At 61.2% G+C, this 26,467-nt stretch carries 23 protein-coding genes; 16 read left to right on the forward strand and 7 right to left on the reverse strand.

Annotation, left to right across the window (positions count from 1 at the left end; genetic code table 11):
* Positions 1-190 precede the first annotated feature (190 nt).
* The 7 genes from TK06_RS22540 (at position 191) to TK06_RS22570 (ending at position 5,810) form a co-directional block, all read left to right on the forward strand.
* A complete protein-coding gene (locus tag TK06_RS22540) occupies positions 191-829 on the forward strand; it encodes a peroxiredoxin (protein ID WP_024617266.1) in 639 nt (212 codons plus the stop codon).
* Between the two features lie 326 nt (positions 830-1,155).
* Positions 1,156-1,749, forward strand: coding sequence for an NADPH-dependent FMN reductase (ssuE, locus tag TK06_RS22545; protein ID WP_063323891.1), 594 nt, complete (start codon positions 1,156-1,158; stop codon positions 1,747-1,749).
* A gap of 88 nt (positions 1,750-1,837) precedes the next feature.
* Positions 1,838-2,803, forward strand: coding sequence for a sulfonate ABC transporter substrate-binding protein (locus TK06_RS22550; RefSeq protein WP_063323892.1), 966 nt, complete (start codon positions 1,838-1,840; stop codon positions 2,801-2,803).
* Between the two features lie 24 nt (positions 2,804-2,827).
* The gene (ssuD, locus tag TK06_RS22555) at positions 2,828-3,976 is read left to right on the forward strand and encodes an FMNH2-dependent alkanesulfonate monooxygenase (RefSeq protein WP_063323893.1); all 1,149 of its coding nucleotides are present in this window, start codon (positions 2,828-2,830) and stop codon (positions 3,974-3,976) included.
* A gap of 7 nt (positions 3,977-3,983) precedes the next feature.
* Positions 3,984-4,766 (forward strand): aliphatic sulfonate ABC transporter permease SsuC, encoded by a 783-nt coding sequence (ssuC, locus tag TK06_RS22560; RefSeq protein WP_063323894.1) that lies wholly within the window; start codon positions 3,984-3,986, stop codon positions 4,764-4,766.
* Complete coding sequence (gene ssuB / locus TK06_RS22565; protein ID WP_063323895.1) at positions 4,763-5,569, forward strand: aliphatic sulfonates ABC transporter ATP-binding protein; 807 nt, start codon at positions 4,763-4,765, stop codon at positions 5,567-5,569. The genes ssuC and ssuB overlap by 4 nt, the downstream gene beginning before the upstream one ends.
* A 25-nt stretch (positions 5,570-5,594) precedes the next feature.
* Positions 5,595-5,810, forward strand: coding sequence for a TOBE domain-containing protein (locus TK06_RS22570; RefSeq protein ID WP_003177394.1), 216 nt, complete (start codon positions 5,595-5,597; stop codon positions 5,808-5,810).
* Between the two features lie 185 nt (positions 5,811-5,995).
* On the opposite strand, the gene TK06_RS22575 is transcribed toward TK06_RS22570, so the two are convergent.
* Together TK06_RS22575 and TK06_RS22580 are read right to left on the reverse strand one after the other, a co-directional pair.
* Positions 5,996-6,628, reverse strand: a complete 633-nt coding sequence (locus TK06_RS22575; protein ID WP_063323896.1) for a TetR/AcrR family transcriptional regulator — start codon at positions 6,626-6,628, stop codon at positions 5,996-5,998.
* Between the two features lie 310 nt (positions 6,629-6,938).
* The gene (locus TK06_RS22580; RefSeq protein ID WP_014340747.1) at positions 6,939-8,315 is read right to left on the reverse strand and encodes a glutamine synthetase family protein; all 1,377 of its coding nucleotides are present in this window, start codon (positions 8,313-8,315) and stop codon (positions 6,939-6,941) included.
* Positions 8,316-8,593: 278 nt separating this feature from the next.
* Between TK06_RS22580 and TK06_RS31160 the strand changes: the two genes are divergently transcribed.
* The 8 genes from TK06_RS31160 (at position 8,594) to TK06_RS22620 (ending at position 17,774) form a co-directional block, all read left to right on the forward strand.
* The gene (locus TK06_RS31160; protein WP_086936699.1) at positions 8,594-9,370 is read left to right on the forward strand and encodes a gamma-glutamyl-gamma-aminobutyrate hydrolase family protein; all 777 of its coding nucleotides are present in this window, start codon (positions 8,594-8,596) and stop codon (positions 9,368-9,370) included.
* Between the two features lie 40 nt (positions 9,371-9,410).
* A complete protein-coding gene (locus TK06_RS22590; protein ID WP_018610575.1) occupies positions 9,411-10,769 on the forward strand; it encodes a glutamine synthetase family protein in 1,359 nt (452 codons plus the stop codon).
* Positions 10,770-10,827: 58 nt separating this feature from the next.
* Positions 10,828-12,192, forward strand: coding sequence for an aspartate aminotransferase family protein (locus TK06_RS22595; protein WP_063323898.1), 1,365 nt, complete (start codon positions 10,828-10,830; stop codon positions 12,190-12,192).
* A gap of 196 nt (positions 12,193-12,388) precedes the next feature.
* Entirely contained in the window at positions 12,389-13,486 is a 1,098-nt protein-coding gene (locus tag TK06_RS22600; RefSeq protein ID WP_063323899.1) for a polyamine ABC transporter substrate-binding protein, read from the forward strand.
* A 184-nt stretch (positions 13,487-13,670) separates the two neighbouring features.
* Positions 13,671-14,768, forward strand: a complete 1,098-nt coding sequence (locus tag TK06_RS22605) for a polyamine ABC transporter substrate-binding protein (RefSeq protein WP_063323900.1) — start codon at positions 13,671-13,673, stop codon at positions 14,766-14,768.
* Between the two features lie 62 nt (positions 14,769-14,830).
* Positions 14,831-15,973, forward strand: a complete 1,143-nt coding sequence (locus TK06_RS22610) for an ABC transporter ATP-binding protein (RefSeq protein ID WP_063323901.1) — start codon at positions 14,831-14,833, stop codon at positions 15,971-15,973.
* A complete protein-coding gene (locus tag TK06_RS22615; protein ID WP_063323902.1) occupies positions 15,970-16,890 on the forward strand; it encodes an ABC transporter permease subunit in 921 nt (306 codons plus the stop codon). Before TK06_RS22610 ends, TK06_RS22615 begins: the two co-directional genes overlap by 4 nt.
* A complete protein-coding gene (locus TK06_RS22620; RefSeq protein ID WP_063323903.1) occupies positions 16,887-17,774 on the forward strand; it encodes an ABC transporter permease subunit in 888 nt (295 codons plus the stop codon). The genes TK06_RS22615 and TK06_RS22620 overlap by 4 nt, the downstream gene beginning before the upstream one ends.
* Positions 17,775-18,009: 235 nt before the next feature.
* On the opposite strand, the gene TK06_RS22625 is transcribed toward TK06_RS22620, so the two are convergent.
* From TK06_RS22625 to TK06_RS22640, 4 genes are all read right to left on the reverse strand, one after another.
* Positions 18,010-18,351: a carboxymuconolactone decarboxylase family protein gene (locus TK06_RS22625; RefSeq protein ID WP_003206631.1), complete on the reverse strand. Its 342-nt coding sequence runs from the start codon at positions 18,349-18,351 to the stop codon at positions 18,010-18,012.
* Between the two features lie 102 nt (positions 18,352-18,453).
* Positions 18,454-20,862 carry a penicillin acylase family protein gene (locus TK06_RS22630; protein ID WP_063323904.1) on the reverse strand — a complete coding sequence of 803 codons (2,409 nt, stop codon included), beginning with the start codon at positions 20,860-20,862 and terminating at the stop codon, positions 18,454-18,456.
* A 357-nt stretch (positions 20,863-21,219) separates the two neighbouring features.
* Entirely contained in the window at positions 21,220-23,343 is a 2,124-nt protein-coding gene (locus TK06_RS22635) for a hypothetical protein (RefSeq protein WP_063323905.1), read from the reverse strand.
* An 11-nt stretch (positions 23,344-23,354) separates the two neighbouring features.
* Complete coding sequence (locus TK06_RS22640; RefSeq protein WP_063323906.1) at positions 23,355-23,843, reverse strand: CesT family type III secretion system chaperone; 489 nt, start codon at positions 23,841-23,843, stop codon at positions 23,355-23,357.
* A gap of 185 nt (positions 23,844-24,028) precedes the next feature.
* Between TK06_RS22640 and TK06_RS22645 the strand changes: the two genes are divergently transcribed.
* The gene (locus TK06_RS22645; RefSeq protein WP_086936700.1) at positions 24,029-25,153 is read left to right on the forward strand and encodes a transglycosylase SLT domain-containing protein; all 1,125 of its coding nucleotides are present in this window, start codon (positions 24,029-24,031) and stop codon (positions 25,151-25,153) included.
* Between the two features lie 126 nt (positions 25,154-25,279).
* Here TK06_RS22645 and TK06_RS22650 read toward each other — a convergent pair whose 3' ends face one another.
* A complete protein-coding gene (locus TK06_RS22650) occupies positions 25,280-26,437 on the reverse strand; it encodes a serine hydrolase domain-containing protein (protein ID WP_063323908.1) in 1,158 nt (385 codons plus the stop codon).
* Positions 26,438-26,467 lie beyond the last annotated feature (30 nt).

Raw genomic sequence — 26,467 nt, forward strand, 5'->3', positions numbered from 1 at the left:
CCTTCTCCTCTTTTCAGCAACTCGAGGCCTTCTCGAACCTCGGAAATGATCTTGGGCCGCTATGCGCCAGGGCGCCAGTGAACAGTTTTTTATATTCACTAATGATCTAAATAAATGGGTATTCATTCTTTTTAAAGCAATGAAAACCGGTGCACAGTTGGTCCCACAACAACCATCCAGGAGCCCCACCATGAGCCTCAGACTCGGCGACATCGCCCCCGACTTCGAACAGGATTCCAGCGCCGGCAAGATCCGTTTCCACGAATGGCTCGGTGACAGCTGGGGCGTGCTGTTTTCCCACCCGGCGGATTTCACCCCGGTGTGCACCACCGAGTTGGGCCTGACCGCCAAGCTCAAGGATGAATTCGCCCAGCGCGGGGTCAAGGCCATTGCCCTCTCGGTTGACCCGGTGGACTCGCACCACAAATGGATCGAGGACATCAACGAGACCCAGAACGCCGTGGTCAATTTTCCGATCCTGGCCGATGCCGATCGCAAGGTGTCGGACCTGTATGACCTGATCCACCCTAATGCCAGCGACACGTTGACTGTGCGTTCCTTGTTCGTGATCGACCCGAACAAGAAGATCCGCCTGACCATTACCTACCCGGCCAGCACCGGGCGCAATTTCAATGAGATCCTGCGGGTGATCGACTCGCTCCAATTGACCGACAACTACAAAGTCGCCACCCCGGCCAACTGGCAGGACGGTGATGAAGTGGTGATCGTGCCGTCGCTCAAGGATGAAGAGGAACTCAAGCAGCGCTTCCCCAAGGGTTACCGTGCCGTGAAACCTTACCTGCGCCTGACCCCGCAGCCCAATCGCTGAGGCAACACCTGAACCTGATCTGATGATCGTTCCCACGCTTGCGTGGGAACGCCTCAACGGACGCTCCGCGTTCGGCTTTGGGACGCAGAGCGTCCCTGGCTGCATTCCCACGCAGAGCGTGGTAACGATCAGTACCTGTGCACCAAGGGTTTGGCCGTTTCGACGGCCTTTTTTATTGCTTAAAAGAGAGCGAGTTGCATATCTCTTAATTGCATAACCAAATGAATAAATATGATTTAAAGATATATAAATCCCCTGTTATGGTTTGCCCCATACAGCGAGATCGCCCACCGCGAATCGCACGTGACAGTTAAGGAATAGCAGGCATGTTGGTCGTCTCACTCGGTGGCAGTCCCAGTCAACGCTCCCGCTCCGGGGTGCTGCTGGAGCGGTCGCAACGCTGGTTGCAGCAGCAAGGTGTGGAAGTGGTGAGCTATCAGGTGCGCGACTTCCCGGCCGAAGATCTGCTCCATGCCCGTTTCGACAGCCCGAAGGTCGTCGACCTGCTCCAGCAGATCGAAAATGCCGATGGCCTGTTGATTGCCACGCCGGTGTACAAGGCGTCTTTTTCCGGTGCGCTGAAGACCGTACTGGACTTGCTGCCTGAACGGGCCCTGGCCCATAAGGTGGTGCTGCCCATGGCCACCGGCGGCAGCATCGCCCATATGCTGGCGGTGGATTACGCCCTCAAGCCGGTGTTGTCGGCGCTCAAGGCCCAGGAAATGCTCCATGGGATCTTTGCCGAAGACAGCCAGATCGCTTACGGCGAAGGCAGCGCCCAGGCGCAATTGGCACCGGCCCTGCAACAGCGCCTGGACGAGGCGCTGGAACAGTTTTTCAGCGCCATGGCCCGTCGGCCCAGGCCGCTGGATCCCAGTGTATTGAACGAACGTTTGTTGAGTGCTCGCTGGAGCATTTGAACCCCGAACTCTGATTCAACTCACCTTACTCAGCCGCCAACGGCCCAGCAGGTGCAGCCAAAACCCCACAGCAAAAAGGAGAGGCGCCATGCGCACTGTCATTTTGCGTCGCGGGCTGGTCGCTCTGTTTGCTGCGGCTGTGTCCCTCGGCGTCATTACTCAAGCTCAAGCCGAGACCTTGCGGATCGGTTACCAGAAATACGGCACCCTGGTGCTGCTCAAGGCCAAGGGCTCGTTGGAGAAACGCCTCGCCGCCCAAGGCGTGGACGTGCAATGGACCGAGTTTCCCGGCGGCCCGCAGCTGCTGGAAGGCTTGAACGTCGGCTCCATCGACTTTGGCGTGACCGGCGAAACCCCGCCGGTGTTTGCCCAGGCCGCGGGCGCCGATCTGCTCTATGTCGCTTATGAGCCACCGGCACCCACCAGCGAAGCCATCCTCGTGCCCAAGGGGTCGGCCATCCAGTCGGTGCAAGAGCTGAAGGGCAAGAAAGTCGCGCTGAACAAAGGCTCCAACGTCCACTACCTGCTGGTGCGGGCGCTGGAAGATGCCGGCCTGGAATATTCCGACATCCAGACCGTGTTCCTGCCTCCGGCCGACGCCCGCGCCGCTTTCGAGCGTGGCAGCGTCGACGCCTGGGTGATCTGGGACCCGTACCAGGCTGCCGCCGAACAGCAATTGCAGGCACGCACCCTGCGTGACGGCAAGGGCATCGTCGATAACCACCAGTTCTACCTCGCCACCAAACCCTATGCGCAAAAGAATCCTCAGGTCATCACGACGCTGGTGGAAGAGGTGCGCGCAGTGGGGGAGTGGTCCAAGGCCAATCCTGACGACGTGACCAAGCAGGTATCGCCGCTGCTGGGCCTGCCTGCCGACATCACCCTGACGTCGGTGAAGCGCCAAGGCTACGGGGCGTTGTTCCTTACGCCGGAGGTGGTGGCGGCGCAGCAGAAAATCGCCGACAGCTTCTATCAGCTCAAATTGATTCCCAAGCCCTTGAGCATCAAGGACGTGATCTGGACGCCGCCGGCGGCCGTTGCGAAAGCGCAGTAATTCGATCCCTTAGGAGACCACTCCATGAGCCTCAATATTTTCTGGTTCCTGCCTACCCACGGTGACGGCCACTACCTTGGCACCGCCGAAGGCGCCCGCGCCGTCGATCACGGCTACTTGCAACAGATTGCCCAGGCAGCGGATCGACTGGGTTTCGGTGGCGTGCTGATCCCAACCGGGCGTTCCTGCGAGGACTCCTGGCTGGTGGCCGCTTCGTTGATTCCCGTGACCCAGCGCCTGAAGTTCCTCGTCGCCCTGCGCCCCGGGATCATTTCCCCGACGGTGGCCGCGCGTCAGGCTGCGACCCTCGACCGGTTGTCCGGCGGGCGGGCGCTGTTCAACCTGGTGACCGGCGGCGACCCGGATGAGTTGGCCGGCGACGGCCTGTTCCTTGACCACGAACAACGCTACCAGGCGTCGGTGGAATTCACTCGTATCTGGCGTCGGGTGCTGGAAGGCGAAACCGTGGATTACGACGGTGAGCACATCAGTGTTAAGGGCGCCAAGCTGCTCTACCCACCGATCCAGCAACCGCGTCCGCCGCTGTATTTCGGTGGCTCGTCGGAAGCCGCCCAGGACTTGGCAGCCGAGCAGGTGGAAATGGTGCTGACCTGGGGCGAGCCGCCAGCAGCCGTCGCGGAAAAAATCCAACAGGTGCGGGCCAAGGCCGCGAAGCTCGGTCGCACCGTACGCTTCGGCATCCGCTTGCATGTGATCGTGCGCGAGACCAACGCCGAAGCCTGGCAAGCGGCCGACCGGCTGATCTCCCACCTGGACGACGAGACCATCGCTCGGGCCCAGGCTTCCCTGGCGCGCTTCGACTCAGTGGGCCAGCAACGCATGGCCGCCCTGCACGGTGGCCGTCGCGACAAGCTGGAAGTCAGCCCCAACCTCTGGGCCGGCGTCGGCCTGGTTCGCGGCGGGGCGGGTACGGCGCTGGTGGGCGATGGCCCGACCGTGGCGGCGCGGGTCAAGGAATACGCCGAGCTTGGCATCGACACCTTCATCTTCTCCGGTTATCCGCACCTGGAAGAGTCCTATCGCGTGGCGGAACTGCTGTTCCCCCACCTGGACGTGGAGCGCCCGGAACTGCCGAAAAGCCAGGGTTATGTGAGCCCGTTCGGTGAAATGGTCGCCAACGATATTCTTCCCAAAGCCGCGTCCCAGAGCTGAGGCGGCCATGAAGAAAATCATCCACAACCTCGCGCCCTGGGCGGTGCCGCTGCTATTGCTGGCGGTATGGCAACTGTCGGTGTCGACCGGTTGGTTATCCACGCGGATCCTGCCGGCACCCGTGGCCGTGATCGAGGCCGGGGCCAACCTGGTGCGCAGCGGCGAGATCTGGACGCACCTGGCGATCAGCGGCTGGCGGGCAGCAGTCGGATTCCTGATCGGCGGCGGCATCGGCCTGGCCCTGGGCTTCATCACTGGTTTGTCGAAATGGGGCGAGCGTCTGCTGGACAGTTCCGTGCAAATGCTCCGGAACATCCCGCACCTGGCGCTGATTCCGTTGGTGATCCTGTGGTTTGGCATTGATGAGTCGGCGAAGATTTTCCTGGTGGCGCTGGGGACGTTGTTCCCGATCTACCTCAACACCTACCACGGCATTCGCAACGTCGACCCGGCACTGGTGGAAATGTCCCGCAGCTACGGTTTGTCTGGCTTGCGCCTGTTTCGCCAAGTGATCCTGCCTGGCGCCCTGCCTTCGATCCTGGTGGGCGTGCGCTTTGCCCTGGGTTTCATGTGGCTGACGCTGATCGTGGCGGAAACCATCTCGGCCAGCGCCGGCATCGGCTATCTGGCGATGAATGCCCGGGAGTTCCTGCAGACCGATGTGGTGGTGTTGGCGATTCTTCTCTACGCCGTGCTGGGCAAATTGGCCGACCTTGCCGCCCGTGGGCTTGAGCGGGTCTGGCTGCGTTGGCACCCGGCCTACCAGGTGGACAAGGGAGGTGCCGCATGACCGCCCAACAACCTCCGCGCCTGCTGCGTGGCATCCCGCTGGCAGTGCGCAAGCTGCAAAAAACCTTCGGTACACGCCAGGTGTTGCGCGATATCGACCTGCATATCCCGGCCGGACAGTTCGTGGCCGTGGTCGGTCGCAGTGGCTGTGGCAAAAGTACCTTGCTGCGGTTGCTGGCCGGTCTCGATCAACCCACCGACGGCCAACTGTCGGCGGGCTCGGCAGCGTTGAGTGCCGCGCAACAGGACACGCGGTTGATGTTCCAGGAAGCGCGTTTGCTGCCTTGGAAAAAAGTCATCGACAACGTCGGCCTTGGACTAAAGGGCAACTGGCGCCCGCAGGCGCTGCAAGCACTGGAAGCCGTGGGTTTGGCCGACCGTGCCCATGAGTGGCCGGCGGCGCTGTCCGGCGGGCAGAAACAACGAGTGGCCCTGGCCCGCGCGCTGATTCATCAGCCACGCCTGTTGCTGCTCGATGAACCCTTGGGGGCGCTGGACGCACTGACCCGCATCGAGATGCAGCAACTGATCGAAAACCTCTGGCAGCAGCACGGCTTTACGGTGTTGCTGGTGACCCATGACGTCAGCGAGGCGGTAGCGATTGCCGATCGGGTGATCCTGATCGAGGACGGCCAGATCGGCCTCGACCTGCCTATCGACCTGCCGCGCCCACGGGTTCGCGGCTCACATCGCCTGGCGAGCCTGGAAACCGAAGTCCTCAACCGCGTGCTGTCCTTGCCCGGCCAACCGCCGGAACCCGAACCTGTTTCACCCTTGCCCACGCAACTGCGTTGGGCGCAATAACTTCATCCATACAGGAATCGACACCATGACTATCAAAGCCATCAACGTCCGCAACCAGTTCAAAGGCACCATCAAGGAAATCGTCGAAGGCGACGTGCTGTCGGAAATCGACGTGCAGACCGCGTCGGGCATCGTCACTTCGGTCATCACCACCCGCTCGGTCAAGGAGCTGGAACTGGCGATTGGCAGCGAAGTGATTGCCTTCGTCAAATCCACCGAGGTGTCTATCGCCAAGTTGTGAGCGATGGTTCACCCGCTGCCCCGGACGGCGCGAGCCCTTCGGGGCTTTTTTGTTTTTTGGGCCCTGGCTGCATTGTTGATCGTTCCCACGCTCTGCGTGGTAATGGCTCTACGGACGCTCCGCGTTCGGCTCTTTGGGGACGCGGAGCGTCCCTGGCTGCATTCCCACGCGGAGCGTGGGGACGATCAATCAGAACGCTTGGGCAAATACGGCGGCAGGTACAACCCCAGGTAGGCATCGAATACCCGCATGCCTTCTTCGGCCATGCGCGGTGTGATGTGGCCGTGCTGCTGTATCGAGCGGGCGTAGACGCGGTCGCCCAGTTCCATGGCCAGGGCGAACACGTCGACGTCGCCGGGCAGGGGCGGCAGGGCGAAATGGTGGTCGAACACCTTGTGCATCAAGTCACTCAGCTCGAGATCGTGTTGGCGGTCGGCCTGGGTGACTTCGGTCAGGCCGTGCTGGGCCAGGATCAGCTGGCGAGCGGCGGCGTCCTGGTTGTAGATGGCGAGCATGCGCTGTTCCACCAGCCGTGACAGGTCGTGCCAATGGTTCAGCGCTGCATGATCGATCGGTGCTTGCAGGCCCGCGCGAAAAGCGGCGTGGACGTCGGCGGTCAGGGCTTCGAGCAGGGCCGGGACGCTGGCGAAAAAATGGTACACGGAGGAGGGCGGGATCCCGGCGCGCTCGGCGACGCTGTAGATCGACAAGCTGGCCACGCCTTCGGCGGCAAGCAGCGTCCGGGCGGCATCGAGAATGGTGTCGATCCGGGCCTGGCTGCGTGCGCGGGGTTTGCGAGGGGTGGCGATGCGCGTCATGGCTGTCTCCTGCGGGGCTGGCGGGCATTGTACGCAGAGCGAGGGGAGGGTCCATAGCTAGCTGCACTTGCTGGAGAGGGTTTCTTGTTGCATGGATTTATCTGTGGCGAGGGGATTTATCCCCGCTGGGTTGCGAAGCAGCCCTAAAACCAGACAACTCGGTGGATCAGACAGATTTAGGTGACTGTTTGGGGCGGGGGGTGCTACGCAGCCCAGCGGGGATAAATCCCCTCGCCACAATGGTGGGTGAACAACCATAAAAAAACGCCGCAGCCCTGAAGGCCTGCGGCGTCATTTTTACTGCAACCCCTTACACGGTATGCAGGTACCAGTTGTACTCGAGGTCGGAGATGGAGTGTTCGAACTCTTCCAGCTCACTTTCCTTGCAGGCCACGAAGATATCGATGTATTTCGGATCGATGTACTTGGCCATGACTTCGCTGTCGTCCAGTTCGCGCAGGGCATCGCGCAAGTTGTTCGGCAGGCTTTGCTCGTTCTGCTCGTAGCTGTTGCCTTCCACCGGCGCACCGGGCTCGATTTTGTTGACCAGGCCGTGGTGCACGCCTGCCAACACGGAGGCCATCAGCAGGTACGGGTTGGCATCGGCACCGGCGACGCGGTGTTCCAGGCGCACGGCATCGGCCGAACCGGTAGGGACGCGCAAAGCCACGGTGCGGTTGTCCAGGCCCCAGGTCGGCGAGTTGGGCACGTAGAACTGTGCGCCGAAACGACGGTAGGAGTTGACGTTCGGGCAGAGGAAAGCCATCTGCGCGGGCAGGGTCTCGAGCACACCGCCGATCGCGTGACGCAGTGCGGCGTTCTGCTCGGGATCCTCGCTGGCAAAAATATTCTTGCCATCTTTATCAAGAATCGAGATGTGGACGTGCAGACCATTACCCGCCTGGCCCGGATACGGCTTGGCCATGAAGGTGGTGTCCATTTCATGGTCGTAGGCGATGTTCTTGATCAGACGCTTGAGCAGGACCGCATAGTCGCAGGCCTTGATCGGGTCGGCCACGTGGTGCAGGTTCACTTCGAACTGCGCCGGGGCACTTTCCTTGACGATGGCGTCGGCGGGAATGCCTTGCTCCTTGGCCCCTTCCAGAATGTCCTGGAGGCAATCGACGTATTCGTCGAGGTCATCGATCAGGTAGACCTGGGTCGAGTGCGGGCGTTTGCCGGAGATCGGCGAGCGGGGCGGTTGTGGGCGTCCATTCACGTTCTCCTGGTCGATCAGGTAGAACTCCAGCTCGAATGCGGCGCAGATGGTCAGGCCCAGTTCATCGAACTTGGTCACGACTTGGCGCAGGACTTCACGTGGGTCGGCGAAGAAAGGCTCGCCTTCGAGTTCGTGCATGGTCATCAACAGTTGCGCAGTAGGGCGCTTCTGCCAAGGCTCGTTGCACAGGGTGTCAGGGATTGGATAGCAGATCCGGTCGGCATCGCCGATGTCCAGACCCAGGCCGGTGCTTTCCACCGTAGAGCCATTGATATCCAGGGCAAATAAAGAGGCCGGCAGGTTGATGCCTTTCTCGTAAACCTTGTGGAGGCTGGTGCGTTCTATGCGCTTGCCGCGCACCACACCATTCATATCCGCAATCAGAAGGTCAACGTACAGAACCTCAGGATGTTCCTTAAGGAACGCGTTCGCTTCGTTAAGCTGAACGGCACGCGGGGGTACCGACATGATGCAACACCTTTGTTGTTAAAAATATCAATCATTGATCTCTTCGAAAGCCAGTCAACCCGAACGGCATGCCGAAGTCAAGCAGGGCCTTTTTTGCCCTAAAAAAGCACCTCAAGGGCTTTTTTGAGGCAATTTGGGGCGTTTTTTTCCCTTTAGAGGGCTTGGCGCCCGCAGGCTTGAGCGCGCCGTGTTGTATTTTTTACGGGGGTGTTGTGTAAAAAAATGAACAAGGCTAAGCTCGATTCAAACCCATAACAGCAATAATACCGGGGTGCTTCATGTCTCGCCTGCCGTTAATCGGCGTCACCACCTGCTCCAGGCAGATTGGTCTGCATGCTTATCACATCAGTGGCGAAAAATATTCCCGGGCTGTCGCAACAGCCGCCAAGGGCTTGCCAGTGCTGATCCCGTCCCTGGCGGATCTGTTCCCGCCGTCCGATATTCTGGACGCCCTGGACGGCATTCTTCTGACTGGCTCTCCTTCCAATGTAGAACCTTTTCATTACCAGGGCCCGGCCAGCGCGCCAGGCACTGCTCATGATCCTGCACGGGACGCCACCACCTTGCCGCTGATCCGCGCCGCTGTCGATGCGGGTATCCCGGTGCTGGGCATTTGCCGAGGTTTCCAGGAGATGAACGTAGCCTTTGGCGGCAGCCTGCATCAGAAAGTTCATGAAGTCGGAACGTTCATCGATCATCGTGAAGACGATACTCAAGCGGTGGATGTCCAATACGGTCCTGCCCATGCCGTGCATATCCAGCCTGGTGGTGTACTTGCAGGGTTGGGGTTGCCCCAGCGAATAGAAGTCAACTCGATCCACAGCCAAGGCATCGAGCGCCTGGCACCTGGGTTGCGGGCCGAAGCGGTGGCCCCCGACGGCCTGATCGAGGCTGTTTCGGTGCCAGGAGGCAAGGCTTTTGCTTTAGGTGTGCAATGGCACCCCGAATGGGAGGTAAGCTCTAACCCGCACTACCTTGCGATTTTCCAGGCATTTGGCGATGCCTGCCGAGCAAGGGCAGCACAACGCGACGCCGATGCGTCAAACAACGCCTGACGACTAATAGCCGTCAGGAAACTCACGCCTAGAGGCATTTATGAGTAACAACCTCGACCAGCTCACCGATTGGTTGAAAGACCACAAGATCACAGAAGTCGAATGCATGATTGGCGACCTCACCGGTATCACCCGGGGCAAGATCTCGCCGACCAACAAGTTCATCGCCGAGAAAGGCATGCGCCTGCCCGAGAGCGTTCTGCTCCAGACCGTTACGGGCGACTATGTCGAAGACGACATCTATTACGAACTGCTCGACCCTGCCGACATCGACATGATCTGTCGCCCGGACGAGAACGCAGTATTCCTTGTGCCCTGGGCCATCGAGCCCACAGCCCAGGTCATCCACGACGCTTACGACAAGCAGGGCAACCCCATCGAGCTGTCGCCGCGCAATGTGCTCAAGAAAGTACTCAAGCTCTACGCCGACAAGGGTTGGCAGCCGATCGTCGCGCCGGAAATGGAGTTCTACCTGACCAAGCGCAGCGACGACCCGGACTTTCCACTGCAACCGCCCGTTGGCCGCTCCGGCCGTCCGGAAACCGGCCGGCAGTCCTTTTCGATCGAAGCGGCCAACGAATTCGACCCGCTGTTCGAAGACGTCTACGACTGGTGCGAACTGCAGGAACTGGACCTCGATACCCTGATCCACGAGGACGGCACGGCGCAGATGGAAATCAATTTCCGTCATGGCGATGCCCTGTCCCTGGCCGACCAGATCCTGGTGTTCAAGCGCACCATGCGCGAGGCGGCACTCAAGCACGACGTAGCTGCCACCTTCATGGCCAAGCCCATGACCGGCGAGCCGGGCAGTGCGATGCACCTGCACCAGAGCATCATCGACAAGGAAACCGGCAAGAACGTCTTCTCCAATGAAGACGGGACCATGAGCGATCTGTTCCTGCACCACATCGGTGGCCTGCAGAAATTCATCCCCGAGCTATTGCCGCTGTTTGCCCCCAACGTCAATTCGTTCCGCCGCTTCCTGCCGGACACGTCGGCGCCGGTGAACGTGGAGTGGGGCGAAGAGAACCGCACCGTGGGCCTGCGCGTGCCGGATGCCGGGCCGCAGAACCGTCGGGTGGAAAACCGCTTGCCGGGCGCCGATGCCAACCCGTACCTGGCGATTGCCGCCAGCCTGCTGTGTGGCTTCATCGGCATGGTCGAAGGCATCAACCCGAGCGCGCCGGTGGTGGGCCGAGGCTACGAACGCCGCAACCTGCGTTTGCCGCTGACCATCGAAGACGCCCTGGAACGCATGGAAAACAGCACCACCATCGAGAAATACCTGGGCAAGAAATTCATCACAGGCTACGTCGCGGTCAAGCGGGCCGAGCATGAAAACTTCAAGCGCGTCATCAGTTCGTGGGAGCGGGAATTCCTGCTCTTCGCCGTCTGAAGCGCCGGGCGAGGCTGCTTCAGGCGGCTTCGCCCTCACCGATAAAAGGAGAATTGGCATGACCCGCAACAACCCGCAAACCCGTGAATGGCAGGCCCTGAGCAACGATCACCACCTGGCGCCGTTCAGCGACTTCAAACAGCTCAAAGAGAAAGGCCCGCGCATCATCACCCACGCCAAGGGTGTCTACCTCTGGGACAGTGAAGGCAACAAGATCCTCGACGGCATGGCCGGCCTCTGGTGCGTGGCCGTCGGTTATGGCCGCGAGGAGCTGGCCGACGCCGCCAGCCAACAGATGCGCGAGCTGCCGTACTACAACCTGTTCTTCCAGACGGCCCACCCGCCAGTGCTGGAGTTGTCCAAAGCCATCGCCGACATCGCCCCAGAAGGCATGAACCACGTGTTCTTCACTGGTTCCGGCTCCGAAGGCAACGACACCATGCTGCGGATGGTCCGCCACTATTGGGCGATCAAGGGCCAGCCGAACAAGAAAGTCATCATCAGCCGCAAGAACGGTTATCACGGTTCGACCGTGGCCGGCGCGAGCCTGGGCGGCATGACCTATATGCACGAGCAGGGCGACCTGCCGATCCCGGGCATTGTCCACATCGCCCAACCTTATTGGTTCGGCGAAGGCGGCGACATGAGCCCCGAAGAGTTCGGCGTGTGGGCGGCCAATCAGTTGGAAGAAAAGATCCTGGAGCTCGGCGTGGACAACGTCGGCGCCTTCATCGCCGAGCCGATCCAGGGCGCCGGTGGCGTGATCGTGCCGCCGGACAGCTACTGGCCGCGCATGAAGGAAATCCTCGCCAAGTACGACATCCTGTTCGTGGCCGACGAGGTGATCTGTGGTTTCGGTCGTACCGGTGAGTGGTTCGGTACCGATCACTACGAGTTGAAACCGCACATGATGACCATCGCCAAGGGCCTGACCTCCGGCTACATCCCCATGGGCGGGCTGATCGTGCGTGACGACGTGGTCGCGGTGCTCAACGAAGGCGGAGACTTCAACCACGGGTTTACCTACTCCGGTCACCCGGTGGCCGCAGCGGTGGCCCTGGAAAACATCCGCATCCTGCGCGACGAAAAGATCATCGAGCGTGTCCACAGCGAAACGGCACCCTATTTGCAGAAGCGTTTGCGGGAACTGAACGATCATCCTCTGGTGGGTGAAGTGCGCGGTGTCGGTTTGCTGGGAGCGATCGAACTGGTCCAGGACAAGGCCACGCGCAAGCGCTACGAAGGCAAGGGCGTGGGCATGATCTGCCGGCAGTTCTGCTTCGATAACGGGCTGATCATGCGCGCGGTGGGCGACACCATGATCATTGCGCCGCCGCTGGTGATCAGCAAGGCCGAGATCGACGAGTTAGTGGCCAAGGCGCGGCAGTGCCTGGACCTGACGCTCAGTGCGTTGCAAGGCTAAGTGCTAGGCTCTGAGCGAGGTGCCTGCAAGGGCCTCGCCCAGCGAGAATAAAAGGCTGGGCTTGTGTTGAAAGCCTGGCCTGTAACTTGCCAGACTACCGACCGTTCAAGTTGTCCGCGAGCCGGCTACTGAACGTGGCTAAGAAGAATAACTGGAGCACTTTTTCATGAAGGCATTAGGCATGAAGACATTAGGTATGAAGATAGCTGGCAAGACCCTCCTGGCCATGTCCCTGATGGGCGTGATGGCGGGCGCGGTTCAGGCGGACGATAAAGTGCTGCACGTCTATAACTGGTCCGACTACATTGCGCCGGACACCGTCGCCAAGTTCGAGAAAGAATCGGGGATCAAAGTCGTCTACGACGTATTCGACAGCAACGAAACCCTGGAAGCCAAGTTGCTGGCCGGCAAGTCCGGTTATGACATCGTGGTGCCGTCGAACAACTTCCTGGCCAAGCAGATCAAGGCCGGGGTCTACCAGAAACTCGACAAGTCCAAGTTGCCGAACTGGAAAAACCTGAATACCGACCTGCTCAAGGCCGTTTCGGTGAGCGACCCGGGCAACGAACACGCCTTCCCGTACATGTGGGGGTCGATCGGCATCGGCTTCAACCCCGAGAAGGTCAAGGCTGCCCTCGGTGCCGACGCTCCAACCAACTCGTGGGACTTGCTGTTCAAGCCGGAAAACGCGGCCAAGCTGAAAGCCTGCGGCATCAGCTTCCTCGATTCGCCGACCGAAATGATCCCGGTGGCGCTGCATTACCTGGGCTATCCGACCGACAGCCAGGACAAGAAGCAACTGGCTGAAGCCGAAGCGCTGTTCCTCAAGATCCGTCCTTCGATCGGCTACTTCCACTCCTCCAAGTACATCTCCGACCTGGCCAACGGCAACATCTGCGTAGCGGTCGGCTACTCGGGCGACATCTACCAGGCCAAGTCCCGTGCGGCCGAAGCTGGCGGCAAGGTTAAAGTCAGCTACAACATTCCGAAGGAAGGTGCTGGCAGCTTCTTCGACATGGTCGCCATCCCCAAGGATGCCGAGAACGTCGAGGGTGCCTACAAGTTCATGACCTTCCTGCAAAAGCCGGAAATCATGGCTGAAATCACCGACACCGTGAGCTTCCCGAACGGCAACGCGGCCTCTACGCCGCTGGTCAGCAAGGAAATCACCAGCGACCCGGGCATCTACCCGCCGGCAGACGTGCAAGCCAAGCTTTACGCGATTGCCGACCTGCCAGCCGCGACCCAGCGGATCCTGACCCGCAGCTGGACCAAGATCAAATCCGGTAAATAAGCCGGCCTGAAGCATCTTCCTGTTGTCGCTGCCATCGCGGCGGCGGCAACAGGAGCCATTAAATAACTAAAAGTTTTGCTGGATCGGTTTATCGAGGGTAAGTTGCGCGCCGGTTTTGTTGCAGGGCCTCTCATGGTCAAGTAACGGGGGCAACTTGGGCCCAACTATTTAAGAGGACCTCCACGTGCCAGTCTTTTCTTTGTTACGCAACGCCTTGCTGGTCGGTGCCGGCCTGACGCTCGCCGTCAGCGTCCAGGCCGCCTCCACCGTGCATATTTATAATTGGTCGGACTACATCGGCGAGACCACCCTGGCGGATTTCGAAAAAGCCACGGGCATCAAGCCGGTGTATGACGTGTTCGATTCCAACGAAACCCTGGAAGGCAAGTTGCTGGCCGGGCGTACCGGTTATGACGTGGTGGTGCCGTCCAACCACTTCCTGGGCAAACAGATCAAGGCCGGGGCGTTCCAGAAGCTCGACAAGGCGCAGTTGCCCAACTATGCCAACCTCGACCCTGTGCTGCTCAAGCGCCTGGAAAAGAACGACCCAGGCAACCAGTACGCCGTGCCTTACCTGTGGGGCACCAATGGCATCGGCTACAACGTCGAGAAGATCAAGGCGGTCCTGGGCGTCGACAAGATCGACTCGTGGGCCATGCTGTTCGAGCCGGAAAACATCAAGAAGCTCTCCAACTGCGGCGTTTCGTTCCTCGACTCCGGCGACGAGATGATCCCGGCGATGCTCAATTACCTGGGCCTGAACCCCAACAGCGAAGACCCCGAAGACTACAAGAAGGCCGAGGCCCAGCTCCTCAAGATCCGGCCTTACGTGACCTACTTCAACTCCTCCAAGTACATCTCCGATCTGGCCAACGGCGAGATCTGCGTGGCCGCCGGTTTCTCCGGCGACATCTTCCAGGCCCGCGAACGTGCCAGCGAAGCCGGCAAGGGCGTCGAAATCGCCTATGTGATTCCCAAGGAAGGCGGCAACCTCTGGTTCGACATGCTGGCGATCCCGCGCGACGCCACCAACGTCAAGCAGGCGCATGCCTTCATCAACTATGTGCTCAAGCCTGAAGTCATCGCCCAGGTCAGCGACACCGTCGGTTATGCCAACCCGAACCCGAAGGCTGGCGAGCTGATGGACCAGAAAGTACGCACCGACGAAGCGGTTTACCCACCGCAAGCGGTCGTCGACAAGCTCTACGTCAACTCCGAGTTGCCGCCCAAGATCCAACGACTCATGACCCGCAGCTGGACCAAGGTCAAGTCGGGTAAATAACGTCAACACTCTTAAGGTTCGTCCGCGTGGGGCGAACTGCAAATTCTGTGGGAGTTTCGTAAATGGCAGTTGCCTCCGGCGCCTATAAGAAAGCCCTCGAGGGCGACCAGACACCCAAGCAGGTGTTGGTCAAAATCGACCGGGTCACGAAGAAGTTCGACGAGACGATTGCCGTGGACGATGTGTCCCTGGAAATCAAGAAAGGCGAGATCTTCGCCTTGCTCGGCGGTTCGGGATCGGGCAAATCCACCTTGCTGCGCATGCTGGCCGGTTTCGAGCGGCCTACCGAAGGGCGGATTTACCTCGACGGTGTGGACATCACCGACATGCCGCCGTATGAGCGGCCGATCAACATGATGTTCCAGTCCTACGCCTTGTTCCCCCATATGACCGTGGCGCAGAACATCGCCTTCGGCTTGCAGCAGGACAAGATCCCGAAAGCCGAGATCGATGCCCGCGTGGCTGAAATGCTCAAGCTGGTGCAGATGAGCCAATACGCCAAGCGCAAGCCGCACCAGCTATCTGGCGGCCAGCGCCAGCGCGTGGCCCTGGCCCGTTCCCTGGCCAAGCGGCCGAAGTTGTTGTTGCTCGACGAGCCGATGGGCGCGCTGGATAAAAAACTGCGCTCGCAGATGCAGCTGGAACTGGTGGAGATCATCGAGCGGGTTGGCGTGACCTGCGTGATGGTGACCCACGACCAGGAAGAGGCCATGACCATGGCCGAGCGCATCGCGATCATGCACCTGGGCTGGATCGCCCAGATCGGCAGCCCGATCGACATCTACGAAACCCCGACCAGCCGGCTGGTCTGCGAGTTCATCGGCAACGTCAACATCTTCGAGACCGAAGTGGTGGACGACGCCGAAGGCCACGCGGTGCTGACCTGCAAGGACCTGGACCGCAACATCTACGTGGGCCACGGCATCAGCACCTCGGTGCAGGACAAGTCCGTGACCTATGCCATTCGCCCGGAAAAACTGCTGGTCACCGCCGAACAACCGACCTGCGAGAACAACTGGTCCAGCGGCAAGGTCCATGACATCGCCTACCTGGGCGGCCACTCGGTGTTCTACGTCGAGTTGCCGAGCGGCAAGCTGGTGCAGTCCTTCGTCGCCAACGCCGAACGCCGCGGCCAGCGTCCGACCTGGGGCGACCAGGTGTTCGTCTGGTGGGAAGACGACAGCGGCGTGGTACTTCGCTCATGAACATGCGCAAACTCAAACGCCGACTCGATCGAATAACGCCCGGTGGCCGCCAACTGGTCATCGGGGTGCCCTTCATCTGGCTGTTCCTGTTCTTCATGCTGCCGTTCTTCATTGTCCTGAAGATCAGCTTCGCCGAAGCCGACGTAGCCATCCCGCCGTACACCGAGATCTACAGCTACGTCGACCAGAAGCTGCAGGTGCTGCTCAACCTCGCCAACTACGCGATGCTGAGCGAGGACGAGTTGTACATCGCCGCCTACCTCGGCTCGCTGAAAATGGCCCTGATCAGCACGGTCTTGTGCCTGCTGATCGGCTACCCGATGGCCTATGGCATCGCCAATGCCCGCAAAGAGATGCAGACGGTGCTGGTGCTGCTGATCATGATGCCGACCTGGACCGCGATCCTGATCCGCGTCTACGCGTGGATGGGCATCCTCAGCAACAACGGCTTGCTCAACGGCTTTTTGCTGAGCATGGGTTTTATCAACGAACCGCTGCAGATCCTCAACACCAACCTGGCGGTGTATATCGGGGTCGTCTACTCCTACCTGCCGTTCATGATCCTGCCGCTGTACGCCAACCTGGTGAAACATGACCCCAGCCTGCTGGAAGCCGCGTCGGACCTGGGTTCGAGCACCTTCAACAGTTTCTGGAAAATCACCGTGCCACTGTCCAAGAACGGCATCGTCGCCGGTTGCATGCTGGTGTTCATCCCCGTGGTGGGCGAGTTCGTGATCCCGGAACTGCTGGGTGGCCCGGAAACCCTGATGATCGGCAAAGTGCTGTGGCAAGAATTCTTCAATAACCGAGACTGGCCGGTGGCATCCGCCCTGGCGGTGGTGATGCTGGCGATCCTGATCGTGCCCATCATCCTCTTCAACCGCAGTCAGGCCAAAGAAATGGAGGGCAAGGAATGAAGCGCTTCAGTTTTTCAAGCCTGATGCTGGTGCTGGGTTTGCTGTTCATCTACGCGCCCATGCTGATCCTGGTGATCTACTCGTTCAACGCCTCGAAACTGGTGACGGTGTGGGGCGGTTGGTCGATCAAGTGGTACGTCGGCCTGTTGGACAACAGCCAGTTGATGGGCTCGGTGGTGCGCTCGCTGGAGATCGCCTGTTACACGGCGATTGCCGCGGTGGCCCTGGGGACGCTGGCAGCCTTCGTGTTGACCCGCATCACCCACTTCAAGGGCCGCACGCTGTTCGGCGGCCTGGTCACCGCGCCGCTGGTGATGCCGGAAGTCATCACCGGCCTGTCGCTGTTGCTGCTGTTCGTGGCCATGGCCCAGATGATCGGCTGGCCTCAGGAGCGTGGCATCGTCACGATCTGGATTGCCCACACCACGTTCTGCGCGGCGTATGTGGCGGTGGTGGTCTCGGCGCGCTTGCGTGAGCTGGACCTGTCCATCGAAGAAGCGGCCATGGACCTCGGTGCGCGGCCGTGGAAGGTGTTCTTTTTGATCACCATCCCGATGATCGCACCGTCACTGGCAGCGGGGGGCATGATGTCGTTCGCGCTGTCCCTGGACGACCTGGTGCTGGCGAGCTTCGTCTCCGGTCCGGGTTCGACGACCTTGCCGATGGAAGTGTTCTCGGCGGTGCGCCTGGGTGTGAAACCGGAAATCAACGCCGTGGCGAGCCTGATCCTGCTGGCGGTGTCGCTGGTGACTTTCCTGGTTTGGTTCTTCAGCCGCCGCGCCGAAGAAAGCCGTAAGCGGGCGATCCAGCAAGCCATCGAAGAAAGCGCCGCTGACTCCTGGAAACAACCGGAAGTGCGTCGGGCCGAGACCGCTCCGGTCTAATCGGACGCTGAGGAACTGTGGGAGCGGGCTTGCTCGCGAAAGCGGTGTGACAGTCGACGAAGATGTCGATCGTTCCCACGCTCTGCGTGGGAATGCATCCGGTGACGCTCTGCGTCACCTTGCAGAAGCGGAACGCGGAGCGTCCCTGGCGGCATTCCCACGCGGAGCGTGAGGAACGATCGATACCTGTGGGAGCAAGCTTGCTCGCGATAGCGGCCGGCAGGTTATTGGCCGTTCACTTCTTCAACGCGTCATGGGCCTCCAGCGCGCGCAGGGAGTAGATATAGGCCGCGCCCGCGTTCAGGGACACCGCGGTGGCCAGGGTGGCGGCGATTTCTTCGCGGGTGGCGCCGGCCTTGATGGCGGCGTCGGTGTGTACGCCGATGCAACCGTCACAGCGCGTGGTGATGGCGACGGCGATGGAGATCAGCTCACGGGTCTTGGCATCGAGCACGTCGTTTTCAGCCGCGGCTTCGTCCAGGGCCATGTAGGCCTTGACCATCTTCGGATTGCTTTTGCCCAGGGCGCCAAAGGCGCTCTTGATGGTAGGCAGCAGCTCGGACCAGTTATTGAACATTGCATTGACTCCTGTGAGAGAGGGCGGGGTGTTGAACCCCTGTAGTCTTGACCATCAATGACGATTGAGCTTGTTGGTAATGAAAAATTACACCCGCCAGAATCAGTGCGAGCTCCTCGCCGGTAATAGTTTCAGGGTCGCGCGGGTATTGGCCACCACTTCTTCCTCGGCCAGGTGCGCCTGGTGATAGACCCCTTCGATGTACGCCTCGGCCTGATCCTCGTAATGCTTGTCGAAGGGCACGCCGCTCTGGCCGACCGGATTGATGGTGACGCTATGGGCCGGATCGGCGAAGTCGATGATCCGCCGGGTAGAAGGACCATAGGTCACCGGCCAAGGGGCCGGACCGATTTTGGCCGATTGGTTGTTGGGCACTTCATGGGTGCCGGGGGCCGCAAACGGACCGACATTGAAGATCCGGTCCAGCGGCTTTTGCAGACCCAGCGGATGACCATGGGTCAGGGTATGAGCCTTGCCCCAATGCCATTGCGTGGCATCGTCACCCAGGGTGGTCCGCAGGTGCGCCAGGCTTTTCTTCCAGGCAATGTTCACCGTGTCGGCACGGGTTTCCACGCCCAGCGTCGTGCGGTCATCCCACCACGGTGAATCCTTTGAAGCCGCCAGGCGTGGCAGGGCTGCGTCGATCACCCGGGTCGACAGGGCGGTTTCGAAGAAGCCGTCACCCAGTTCATCGTGCAGGGCGGCGTCGGCCAGGTTGAACAGGAACTGGTTGAACAGCGTGGCGCTGATGGAATCCAGCGGGTAATCGCCTTGCCATTGGGCCAGTTGCTCCACCCATTTGCGCTCCTGCGGATCGCTGACCACCTCACGCAACACCGGCAGCAAAGGCGCGAGCAGGCGCGGGCCGTAGGCGGTGGTGGTGCCCAGTTGCAGTTTCTGGGTGGTTTCGATGTCCCATTTCGCCTGCTTGTCGCTGAGCTGGTGGTTGAGTTGCTGGCCACGGTCGGCGAGGTTGTAATAACCGGGGATCTCGATGCCGCTGGCCGGCACTGGCTGGAAATTGGCCGAGACGATGTAGCCCCGCGCCGGGTTCTCCTCCTGCGGGTTGTTGCTGAACGGATAGAAGCCTTCCTTTTCCGCCTCCGGGCTGCTGCCATCGAGAATGAAGCCGGGCTTCACGCCGACTGGCCGCTTGGGCAGTTGCGCGGCGGCCCACCAGCCGATGTCCCCCTTGGCGTTGGCCCACACCACGTTCAGCCCCGGCGCGTGGATCTTGGCCGAAGCGCCGCGAGCCTTGGTGAGGGTGTCGGCGCGGTTGAGCTGGTAAAAGGCCTCGAGGATCGGGTTGCGGCTTTCCAGGAATCCCCACCACATCGCGACCGGGGTCTTGCCGGCGTTCGCGCCGAGGGCATCGTTGACGATCGGGCCATGGGGCGACTGGCGCAGCACCAGCGTCACCGGCGCCTGGCCCTTGACCGCGATCTGCTGCTCGCTGCGGGTCATGTCCACCCATTTGTCGCGATACCAGACCTGTTCGGGATTGTCCGGGTTGACCTTCTCGGCGATCAGGTCCAGGTCGTCGTTCTGGAACATGGTGATGCTCCAGCCAAAATCCCGGTTCATACCCAGCGTCGCGAAGGGCAGCAGCGCCTGGTATTGCCCGTAGAGTTCGAACCCCGGGGCCGACAAGTGCGCCTCGTACCATACCGAAGGCGTGGAAAAACGGATGTGCGGGTCACCCGCCAGCAACGGCTTGCCGCTGTGGGTGCGGCTGCCGGAGACCGCCCAGGCATTGCTGCCCTCGAACTGCGGCAGACCGTTATCAGCCAGGGCCTGCTCGCTCAGGCGGGCCAGGGCGTCGAGGTCTTTCCAGTCGGCGGCAGCCAGCGGCAGGCTGCCCTTGCGACCTTCGGCCAGCACGCCCTGAGGCTGCCAGTCGAGGTCGAAAATGTTCAGGTAGTTGGCACCCAGCACATCGCGCACGTAGGTCAGCAGGGGTTCGGTGCGAAAGGCGGCGGCGAAGCTGTAGGCCATGTAGCCGGTAATGCTCACGGTGTCTTCGGCGGTGAAGGGGCGCTTGGGAATGCCCAACACGTCGAATTCCATGGGACGGGTGTGGCTGTCCTGATAGGCGTTGATCCCATCCAGATAGGCTTGCATGGCGAGCCAGGCCGGGGATTGTTGGTCCTGCTCGGTCACGTAGGCCGCGGCACGCTCGCGAATGCGCAGGCTGCGCATCAGCTTGTCGGTGTCGAGCAGTTTCGGCCCCAGCACCTCGGCCAGCTCACCACGGGCGAGGCGGCGCATGATCTCCATCTGAAACAGCCGATCCTGGGCATGGACATAACCGAGGGCGCGGTACAGGTCGGTTTCATTCTCGGCGCGGATATGCGGCACACCGCGTTCGTCGTAGCGCACCGTCACCGAGCCATGCAGCCCTTGCAACTGCACCGTGCCTTGGCGGGTGGGCTGCTTGCTGTAGAGGTAGCCACCCGCGACGATGATCGCGGTGACGATCAATGACAGGAAGGCGATGAGGGTGCGTTTCATGGTGATTCCTTATTCTGGGTGACAGCGGTCCCTTGGTGTCGCTGTTGATTCCCTGTGTAGCATAGGGCTGCTTCCCGGCGCATCGTCCGTCGGAGGGATTTTCTCCAAGTCGCCTCGCGGGCCAGAGTATAGGCGGTGGAAGGTTTCAGGCAGCGGCTGGGCTTTGGAGGCCGGCGCCGCGAATCGGAAGGCTATCGTTGATCGGCATGGCAATCACGTCGGTCGTCGTCGAAGCGCAAAGGGATGTGAGTCGGCGTGTGTCGCGAGGGCCGGCCACAGGAGGCTCCTGCGGCCGGCGTAGAAGGACGGTTTCAACCGATGAGCGTCAAGCCAGCGAAGGATGGCCCGGCGAATTCATCAGCTTGGCCGGGTAGTGGGTGCAGGTTCGTTGGACGGCCCGCCCTGGGGCCGCGCTTCGCCTCGCTCTGCCAGTTGAATGTCATCGCCAGAGGCTTTTTTGGGCCGCGGTGCCAGGCTTTGGGCCCATTCGGTACCCAGGTTAAGCCCCGCGATAGCGGTTTGCGGAACGACCTGGGTAAGGCCGCGGGTCACGTGGTAGGTATTTTCCAGGTCGCGCCGCCAGCCTTCCGGCTGGGTGTGGGGCAGGCCGTCTCGGTTTGGATTTGTCACGTTCTGCAGCGGTACGTTTGCTCGCTTGGTCAGGTCGTCTTTGCCGCTCAGCGCCTTGTTTTCGAGCGGTGCCGCCACACTGTTGGCGAAGAACGGAAGCAGGGTCAGGCCGGAGGAGAAGAAGGTTGTGACAATCTGCTCCATTTTTTCCCGCACTTCCGGGTTTTCACCCACCGCGGCTGCGTCGCCCACGGCTGTACGCATGGCGACCCCTTCGCCTACGCCAACGATCCGGTTGGCGAGGTCGCTGACGTTGGCCATGCTGATCGGGTTGAGCTTTCCTGTCGCTTCGGAAAGCGCCTTGGGTAACAGTTCGCCCCAGTTGCGGTTTTCCTTGGTCACCCGGTAGGTGGGAATCTCCTCATCACCGTGGGTTTGCGCATATTTCGCCACTGCCTGGCCCCCCGCCATGAAGGTGCCGCCTACTGCTGAGGCCGTCGTGCGGGCGATGATGCCGCCGGCATTTACCGAGGTGAATTGATCAATGGTATCGCGCACGGCATGGGCGGCACCGAAGGCGAGGTAGCCGGTGAAGTCACCACTCATGGTGCCAAAGTTGTTCGCGTTCTGTTTTAGCTTGAAGTCGTTGCGCTTTTGCTCCTGTGTGAGGTCGAGGGCATCGCGTCCAGCGTTCTCGACCCGACGTCCGTCCTGGGTGACGACTTGCAGGGCCTTGGGATAGACCGACATCGGATCGACTTTTTCCAGGCCGGCGCCGATGGTCTTGTCGACGACGACCTGGACGAATGGGCGGATGCCGTCGCTGATTACCTTGTGGGCGGCGCCTAGGACAGTCGAGGTCGCCGCGACGTGTTTGCCGTAGGAGGCGTCCGCCATTTTTTCATCAATCGACGCTGTGATCGCGCCAAAGTGGCCCGCAGACGCCACGCCCTGCGGGATCCCCGCCCCGGCGAACACCGCCAGGCCGGTTACAAAGCCGCTCTTGGTCTTGAGGTCGGCGACATAGTCCTGGCGTGCGACGTTCTTCAGTGCGGTGTCCAGCACCTCGTTTTTCTTCGTCGCCGTCGCCAGTTCGCTTGGCGTGTTCGGCTTGTCGTCATCGGTCTTGAGCAACTCGCCAAGCTCCCCCTGGACCTCGAGCAACTGATCCAGTTGATCTTTCGCCAGGTCGCGTTCGGGTTGGGAAAGGCTCTCGTTGGTCGCTGCACTCTGCGCGTGCTCGATTCGGCTTTCCATGAAGGTATTCAAGCGCGTGGGCATGTCTTGCGTCATGGCTTGCATGACACCCTTGGCATAACCGCGGAAGGCTTCATGGCTATTTTTCAGCAGTTGGCGATCGTTCCCTTCCGGGGTTTTATCAATGACTTCCTGGCACAACGAATGATAGGCGCCAAGGGTATTACCCATGCGCTCGCAATGTTTGTCCCAGACTGCCTTGAAACCGCCGTCTTCTTTCCGGTCGTCCTCATTCTTGGCCAGGTACTCGTTGAAGTCCTTGACGAATGCCTCGGTTTCTTCGTGGCCCGACAGCATTGGGTGTGGCGTGCCGCCGAGTGCGGCGAGATGCTTCTGTACATCTTGATAACTTGTGCCTGGCGCGTAGCCCAATACCTTGCCTTCCAGGCTCATGTGCTCACGTGCATAGCCAATGGGGTCGCTCTCAGGGTTTTTCTTGCCGAGGCTGGTGACCAGTCCTGTCAGGCGCTGTTGCCTGGTTCGGAGTGTTTGCTGGGTCTTGTCGGTCGCCTGTCCTTCGAAGTGATAAGGCACCAGGGGATTGGTGGAGGGACGAACCTGCCCGGACAGGCTGGTTCCCACTGGCGTGATCCGATCGTCCTGCTGGTGCAACGCCGCCGAGCTGGTGCTTCGTCCTACTGATAAATCTGGCATGTCGTGTTCTCCTAGATTGACAGGGCGCTGTTGAGCCCGGTGCTACGGGGGGTGGGTTTGTGCTGGGTGGTCTTGGCGGTGTCGTTTGGGCTGGCACCGTCGAAGAAGTAGCCATCGCGCCAAATCAGCGCCATGTCGGCAGCACCGCCCATCAGCCCGAGCAGACGCTCGGCCGTGAGGGTTTCCAGGGGGACGTGGCCGATCAGGATCACCTGTTCGCTGTCGCGGTTGTAAGACAGGGAAGGGCAGAACGCGCCGCTCAGCAGGTACAGGTTGGTTTCCAGCAACCGTTGCAGGACCGCTTCCCGATTCGCCACCGGCAATGGTCCGAAGCTGCAGTAGATAAAGACGTCTCCCTCACCCACGCCTGGGGTGTGCTTCAGGGAAAAGTCCACATCCTTGACCGACAGGTTCGCCTGCTCGTAGAACGCTGCCGGGGTAGGAATCATTGTGAGTTCGCAGAGCTGATCGATCAGCTTGCAATAGATGGGTGACGCCATGAGTGACCTCGCATTGTCATCCAGGCGCCGACGAGCGCCTGCTGCCCATGGTGAGTGACAGCTGCGGCATTTCGGTTCCAACCGAGCCCCTGCCGCCCGATGACAGCGTGCCGGACGAGCCGCGTGGAACCGCTGCCTTGCGATCTGCCACCCAATGGCGCCACCTCACTCAAGGTTGACCGCCCATGCCTCGATCAATTGCACCTTTGCCGGCCCTTCGCTTCGTCCCCAAAGGGTTGTCCATGCTGGTCATGGGGACCTTGCTGTATGGCTGCCAGCACCTCGAACCGCAGTTGACCATCGGTGATCCGTTCGCCAACGAGCCTTACCGCTCGCAACTGCGCTGGCTTGAGCCGGCGCCTACGGACACGATCATCCAGATCGGCGAGTCATCCCCGCAAAGCGGCGGCAGCCTGTGGACGCGCATGCGCCAGGGGTTTTCCTTGCAGGCCAAGACCCAGGGTGTGGCGCGTATCGATGAGCAACGCCGCTGGCTGATGGATCGCCCGGCTTTTCTCACCCAGACCGGGCGTGCCGGCAGCCGTTACTTGCATTTCATCGTGGGTGAACTGAACAAGCGCAACATGCCGCTGGAACTGGCGCTGTTGCCAGCCATCGAGAGCGGGTTCAATCCGAACGCCCAATCGCCGGCCCAGGCCCTGGGCCTCTGGCAATTCATTCCCGCCACGGGGCGCCGCTATCAATTGCAGCAGCGGGGCGACTATGACGAGCGCCGGGACATTCCGTCATCGACGCGGGCCGCCCTGGATTATTTGTCCTACCTGCACGATTACTTCGACGGCGACTGGCTGCTGGCGCTGGCCGCCTACAACGCCGGGGAAGGGCGCGTACGCGACGCCATCACGCGCAATCGCGCCCGCGGCCTGGCGACCAACTATTGGAACCTGTCGTTGCCCGGCGAGACCCAGAACTATGTGCCGCGGCTGCTGGCGCTGTCGCAACTGGTGAATGCGCCCGCCGACTATGGCGTGAGCCTGGCGCCCATCGCCGACCAGCCGTATTTCCAGATGGTCGCCTTGGCGCAGCCGGTGGATCTGGCGCACCTGGCGCAGTTGTCCGGTGTTCATGAACGAGAATTGCGCATGCTCAACCCTGCCGCGCGCGGCCGGGCCAGGGGGCGCCTGCTGATGCCCCTAGATGCATCGCGCAGGTTGCTGGCCCAACCGGACATGATCGCCAAGGCCGCGCTGCCCCGCGTGGCCGGTAGCGAAGAACAAGTGGTTGCCTCACCCGATACCGGCACGGCCGAGCCGCAGGTGGCGGAGGTGGTAGTGCCGCCAGGGGTGTGAGCCGATTGCTTCCAGAAGCGGAACGCAGAGCGTCCCTGGCGGCATTCCCACGCGGAGCGTGGGGAACGATCTTCCGCAGCCTGATCTTTCGCTTAAGTGAATAGCATCGAGCCGGTCATCCAGGGTTTACAGGCAGCCCATCGCGACATTGGCCAGGCCGCGCGCGCGTGGGTCCATCAAGACGTAGGAGCCAATGGTGTTGCAGGCGAAGCCGAACGCCACGCCGCGTTCAGGGTCGGCAAACCCGATGGTGCCACCGGCGCCCATGTGGCCGAACGCCTCGTTGCCCATGCCATAACTGCCGTTCGCCACGTCCGGCTGGTTGAGCATGATGCCCAGGCCGAAACGCGTTGGGGTCTGGATGGTCGGGTCGTATTCGGCGCTGTGCTCGCGCAACATTTCGTTGAGCAGCGGTGACTCCAGCAGTTGCCCGTCGAGCAGGCCTGCGTAGAACGCCGCCAGGCTGCGGGCATTGCCGTGTCCGTTGGCCGCTGGTTGGGTCATGCGTTTCCAGCCCGTCTCGTTACTGCGTCCCAGCACCATGGGCGGGTTGGCGAAGGCCAGCGCGCTCATGGCGGTCGGCTCGTTGAGCACGTCCTTCAACACCCGGCCAAACGCTTCGTCGTCGATCTCGTCTTTGGTGCGCGCCATGTAGGCACAGCGGGCGATGGTCGCGTCGTCCAGGCCGAGGTGAAAGTCCAGCCCGAGCGGCACCGCCACGCGTTGGTGAATGCTTTGCGCCGGCGTCAGGCCATCCACCCGGCGTAGCAGTTCGCCGAGGATCCAGCCGAACAGCAAGGGTGAATAGGTCTGCTGTTCCCCTGCCGCGGCCCAGGGAGTTTCCTCGGCGATCAGGTCGGTCATGGTGTCCCAGTCGTAGAGGGTTTCCGGTGCCAGGGGCGTGCGCAGCGCAGGCAACCCGGCACGGTGGCAAAGCACCTGGCGCAGGGTGATCGACGCTTTGCCGGCGTTGGCGAAGGCCGGCCAGTAGTGGCAGACCGGCGCGTCCAGGTCCAGGCGTCCTTCGCCGACCAACTGCATGATCGCCACCGCCGTGAAGGGCTTGGTGCAGGAAAACAGATTGAGCAGCGTGTCGCGCTGCCAATGGCTGTCCGGCTCCGGCCCGGCAGTGCCGGCCCACAGGTCGATAACGGTTTCGCCGTCAATCTGGATGCAAAGGGCGGCGCCGCGTTCGAAGGGGCTTTGCATCAGCCGGATAAATGCCTCTTTGACCGGTTCGAAACGAGTGTCGCATTGGCCATGGATTGCAAGTGCACGCGTCATGTCAGCTTCTCGCAGGGGTTGGTGTTTTCC

It is taken from the genome of Pseudomonas fluorescens, assembly GCF_001623525.1.
Lineage (GTDB): Bacteria > Pseudomonadota > Gammaproteobacteria > Pseudomonadales > Pseudomonadaceae > Aquipseudomonas > Aquipseudomonas fluorescens_Q.